The organism is Hominilimicola sp. (assembly GCF_046972485.1).
Taxonomy (GTDB): domain Bacteria; phylum Bacillota; class Clostridia; order UBA1381; family UBA1381; genus Hominilimicola; species Hominilimicola fabiformis.
The window spans coordinates 1-4948 of sequence record NZ_JBKVWU010000145.1 but is presented as its reverse complement, the minus strand read 5'-3'; the positions used below and the strand labels follow the sequence as shown (position 1 = coordinate 4948).

The window sequence follows — 4948 nt, the reverse complement described above, 5'->3', positions numbered from 1 at the left end:
GGCATCAAGAGATGTTATCGGCGGTGTCGCTTGGGCAAATACACTTACCGGCGATGACGTTGACAAGCAGGTTGAAAAGGGTAAGTCAAACTTCGCAGGCTGCGAAATTAAGGGCAAGACTCTTGGTATAATCGGTTTGGGTGCTATCGGTATTCTTGTTGCAAATGCGGCTTATGCTTTGGGTATGGAAGTTATCGGATATGACCCTTATTTGTCGGTTGACTCTGCTTTAAAACTTTCAAGACACGTTAAAAAGGCTAACAGCCCTGAAGAAGTTTATGCGGCGGCAGATTACATAACAATTCACGTTCCGCTAATGGATTCAACAAGAAATACAATTAACGCCGAAACAATCGCACAAATGAAAGACGGTGTTATAATTCTTAACTTTGCAAGAGGTGGTCTTGTAAATAATGCGGATATTAAAAAGGCTTTGGCTGATGGTAAGGTTGCTAAGTACGTTGTTGACTTTGCTGACAGTGAAACAGTCAACCAACCGGGTATTATAAACATTCCTCACCTTGGTGCGTCAACTGCCGAATCGGAAGATAACTGTGCAGTTATGGCAGCTCAGGAATTGGCTGATTACCTTGAAAACGGTAATATCCTAAATTCGGTAAACTTCCCGAATTGTTCACTTCCTGAAGACAATGTCGGAAGAATTGCTATTGCGCATAAAAATATTCCGAATGTTATCGCTAAGTTTACAGAAGCACTTTCAAGTGTGAATATCTCAGATATGATTAATAAGTCAAAGGGTGAGCTTGCATATACAATCATCAATACTGACCACGCAATCCCTGCAGAAGCTATTGAAAAGCTAAATCAAATTGACGCTGTTATAAGAGTCAGAGTTATTAAATAATTGAATTTATAGCTAAATATGAGCCGTACAGATTAAAGCTGTACGGCTTTTTGCATGCGTAAAAGTTTGGAGTGTTATAATTAACAACAATACCAACAAAAAAAGACGGAGCATATGCTCCGTCTTATATATTACTGTTTTCTGATACCTGCGTGAATTCGCTGTTTAGCATTTTCAATGCGTTCGGCAGATGGGGGAGATATACTTTCCAAAGTGTAAGGAATACCTAAGTTCTCCCACTTGAATTTACCAAGTGTATGATAAGGTAAAATCTCTACACGGTCTACATTTGAAAGTGTATCAATAAAATCACCCAAAGCGTCTAAATCTTCATCAAAATCGCTGTGTTCGGGAACAAGAACGTGTCTTATCCAAACAGGCTTATTGATTTCAGAAAGATACTTTGCCATTTCGATAATATTTGAATTATCAAAACCTGTTAGGTCTTTATGGCGGGTAGGGTTGATTTCTTTCAAATCAAGAAGCAGTAAATCGGTATATTTCATAAGTTCTTCAAACTTGCTGAAGAAAGGTTCTTCCTTTGTGAAAGGATTACCGGCAGTATCAATACAAGTATTAATACCAAGCTCTTTAGCTTTTTTGAACAATTCAATTACAAAATCAATTTGTAATAACGGTTCGCCGCCGCTTATGGTAATACCGCCGTCTTTACCCCAATAAGGTTTAAAACGCAATGCACGTTTTAAAATCTCATCGGCAGTTACTTCATCTCCGCCGTCCATTTTCCAGGTATCCGGATTATGACAGTAGCGGCACCGCATATGACAACCTTGCATAAAGACTATAAATCTTACGCCGGGTCCGTCAGCGGCACCAAAACTTTCAGTTGAATGAATGTGTCCTATCATATCAAATTACATTGATGCGTGACAAGTTCTTGAGATAACGTCAAGCTGTTGCTCACGAGTAAGGTCAATAAACTTAACTGCGTAACCTGATACACGGATTGTAAAGTTAGCGTATTCTTCTTTTTCAGGATGTTCCATAGCGTCGATAAGCTTTTCTTTACCGAATACGTTAACGTTTAGGTGGTGAGCACCTTGCTCAAAGTAACCGTTAAGAACGTTTACAAGGTTTGTAACCTGTTCTGATTCTTCATGACCAAGAGCGTCAGGGTTAATTGTTTGTGTATTTGAAATACCGTCAAGAGCATACTCATATGGCAATTTAGCAACTGAGTTAAGTGATGCAACCAAACCGTTTTGTTCTGCACCATATGATGGGTTAGCACCCGGTGAAAGTGGTTCACCTGCTTTACGTCCGTCAGGAAGTGATGCAGTAGCCTTACCGTAAACAACGTTTGATGTGATTGTAAGGATTGATGTTGTAGGCTCTGAGTTACGATATGTGTGGCACTTCTTAATCTTAGCCATAAATGTCTTTAGTAGCCATACTGCGATTTCGTCAGCACGGTCATCATCGTTACCGTAACGAGGGAAGTCGCCTTCTGTTTCAAAGTCAACTACAACGCCGTTTTCGTCACGAACTGTCTTAACCTTAGCATACTTAATAGCTGAAAGTGAGTCAACAACGTGTGAGAAACCTGCGATACCTGTTGCGAATGTACGACGTACATCTGTATCGATAAGAGCCATTTCAGCTGCTTCATAGTAATACTTGTCGTGCATATAGTGAATTACGTTTAGTGTACGTACATAAACTCCTGCAAGCCAATCCATCATCTTGTCATACTTGTCAAGAACTTCGTCATAATCAAGATATTCAGAAGTGATTGGTCTGTATTCAGGACCGACTTGTACCTTTGTTCTTGCGTCTATACCGCCGTTGATAGCGTATAGAAGACACTTAGCAAGGTTAGCTCTTGCACCGAAGAATTGCATTTCTTTACCTGTCTGTGTTGCAGATACGCAGCAGCAGATAGCGTAGTCGTCACCCCAAGTAACACGCATAACGTCATCGTTTTCGTATTGAATTGAGCTTGTACGAACTGAAATAGCAGCAGCATACTTCTTGAAGTTCTCTGGAAGTCTTGAAGAATAAAGAACTGTGAGGTTTGGCTCAGGTGAATCACACTCAAGTGTGGAGGAAACGGTAGTCGTTCTTTGTAACCATTGAATACGTCAATGCCAAGACCTGCAACTTCGAGTGTAGCCCATACAGGGTCGCCTGAGAAGAGCTGGTTGTAAGACTCAATTTTTGCAACTTAACCATACGGCACTTCATAACAAAGTGGTCAACGAGTTCCTGAGCCTGTGATTCTGTAAGTGTACCGTTCTCAAGGTCACGCTCGATGTAGATGTCGAGGAATGTTGATACATGACCAACGCTCATTGCAGCGCCGTTCTGAGTCTTGATAGCAGCAAGATAGCCAAAGTAGAGCCACTGAACTGCCTCTGCAGCGTTCTTAGCAGGCTGTGAAATATCAAAGCCGTAAGAAAGTGCCATTTCCTTCATATCGTTAAGAGCACGAATCTGATCGGCGATTTCTTCACGAAGCTGGAAGTCGCCTCTTCTCATACCCTGACGGTTTGTTTCTGCAAAGTCCTCTTTCTTGCCTTCGATAAGGCGGTCAATACCGTAAAGAGCAACTCTTCTGTAGTCACCGACGATTCTGCCTCTGCCGTATGTGTCGGGAAGACCTGTAAGAATCTTGTTGTGACGGGCAAGTTTCATCTCGGGGTATAGATATCGAATACACCCTGGTTGAGTCTTGTGATATTTTGTAAAGATTTCGGGAGTTTAGGGCTTGGAGTGTAGCCATACATCTGGCATGACTGCTCAGCCATTTTGATACCGCCGTAAGGCATAAATGCACGCTTAGCTTGTCTGTCTGAAGACCTACAACCTTTTCAAGGTCTTTATCAAGATATGCAGCGCCGTAAGCTGTGATGCCGCTTACAACCTCAGTTTCCATATCAAGAACGCCGCCCTTGGCTCTTTCTGGAGTTCCTTGAGCTCGCCCCAGAGCTTGTCTGTAGCTTCTGTAGGACCTTCAAGGAAAGACTGGTCGCCGTCATAAGGTGTGTAGTTTTCTGAATGAAGTTCTGACATCAATGTCGGACTCCCATTGCCACCTGCAAATTTGTCCATTCTTCTCTCATTACTGTAAAACCTCCGATAATGATAATTAATACTGAATTTTGTATATGACACAAAAATGCCGACTCAATTCCAAGCAGACGCCCGGCAAGGTCAGCTCCTTGAAAAAATCGTCATACATCCTTGTATTCTGTCATTTATTCACTTTTATAATCATATAAACAACACCATTAAAATAACACTTTTAAGCGTTGTCAAGCATTTTGAGATACTTTTTACACCACTTTTTCACACTCAAAGCACTATTGTAAATGAGTACAATTTTATGGTATGAGGAACATTATTTTCAGCAGATTTTTTCCTGTATTTGTGCGGAATATTTTGTCATATGCCTGCTCTGCTGCACTGCGGCTTGAATCGTCCTCATAAAGGTTCACAAGGAAGTCTGACTCTACCAAAATTCGGTACGGCAAAGTATCAATATTTCCATAGGTGTGATGGTGTCCCACAAGGTAACAAACTTTGTCAATAAATGTTTTTTCGTAGCCGAGAGCAGCAAGCAACTTTTCAGCCTCGTGAGGACCTTCAAGTTCCTGATACTTTCCTGCAGAAGAATTGTACTTTTCTTCGCTCACCTTTATGCCGATGTCGTGAACGATTGCGGAGATTTCAAGAAGCTCCTGATCGTCGGGCAAAAGATTTTCACTTTCACCGATTGTCTTTGAGAATGAATAAACCTTGAGAAAATGGTGAATCCTTTTCTTGTCACTTCCAAAATATTCAATCATAGCAGTTATAACCCTGTCGGTTTTCATATTATCACTCCTTACGGCGAGCCGCCGTTCCCAATTTGTGTAGACAGTTTTTTTGTTTGTGCAATTCTGTAGTGGTAGCCTTACGACCGCCGCCTGTGGCGGATAAAGGGAGCAAAGCGCTGTCTGAAACAACGAGCAAAAGGCAGTACATTTATGTACAACGCATTGCGACTATATTTCAGACGGGCGGATTCGCACAAACAATCACTTTTTCATACTTCTTATATATGCAAAGGTCTTTTCTTCG

Annotated in this window: 3 protein-coding genes and 1 pseudogene; 1 reads left to right on the top strand and 3 read right to left on the bottom strand. The window is 41.4% G+C overall.

Annotation, left to right across the window (positions count from 1 at the left end; genetic code table 11):
- Positions 1 to 865 (top strand): phosphoglycerate dehydrogenase (locus ACLTU0_RS10715; protein ID WP_412322422.1); only part of this gene is annotated, 865 nt, incomplete at its 5' end.
- A gap of 131 nt (positions 866 to 996) precedes the next feature.
- Here ACLTU0_RS10715 and pflA read toward each other — a convergent pair.
- From pflA to ACLTU0_RS10700, 3 genes and pseudogenes are all read right to left on the bottom strand, one after another.
- Entirely contained in the window at positions 997 to 1734 is a 738-nt protein-coding gene (pflA, locus tag ACLTU0_RS10710) for a pyruvate formate-lyase-activating protein (RefSeq protein ID WP_308455777.1), read from the bottom strand.
- 6 nt (positions 1735 to 1740) lie between these two features.
- A pseudogene (gene pflB, locus ACLTU0_RS10705) lies at positions 1741 to 3948 on the bottom strand (formate C-acetyltransferase).
- A gap of 261 nt (positions 3949 to 4209) precedes the next feature.
- Positions 4210 to 4701, bottom strand: a complete 492-nt coding sequence (locus ACLTU0_RS10700) for an HD domain-containing protein (protein WP_412322421.1) — start codon at positions 4699 to 4701, stop codon at positions 4210 to 4212.
- Between the last annotated feature and the right edge of the window lie 247 nt (positions 4702 to 4948).

What these genes read in the sequence shown, in the direction of transcription:
- pflA (WP_308455777.1), bottom strand. Translation starts at nt 1,734, where the DNA reads ATGATAGGACACATTCATTCAACTGAAAGTTTTGGTGCCGCTGACGGA.
- ACLTU0_RS10700 (WP_412322421.1), bottom strand. Translation starts at nt 4,701, where the DNA reads ATGAAAACCGACAGGGTTATAACTGCTATGATTGAATATTTTGGAAGT.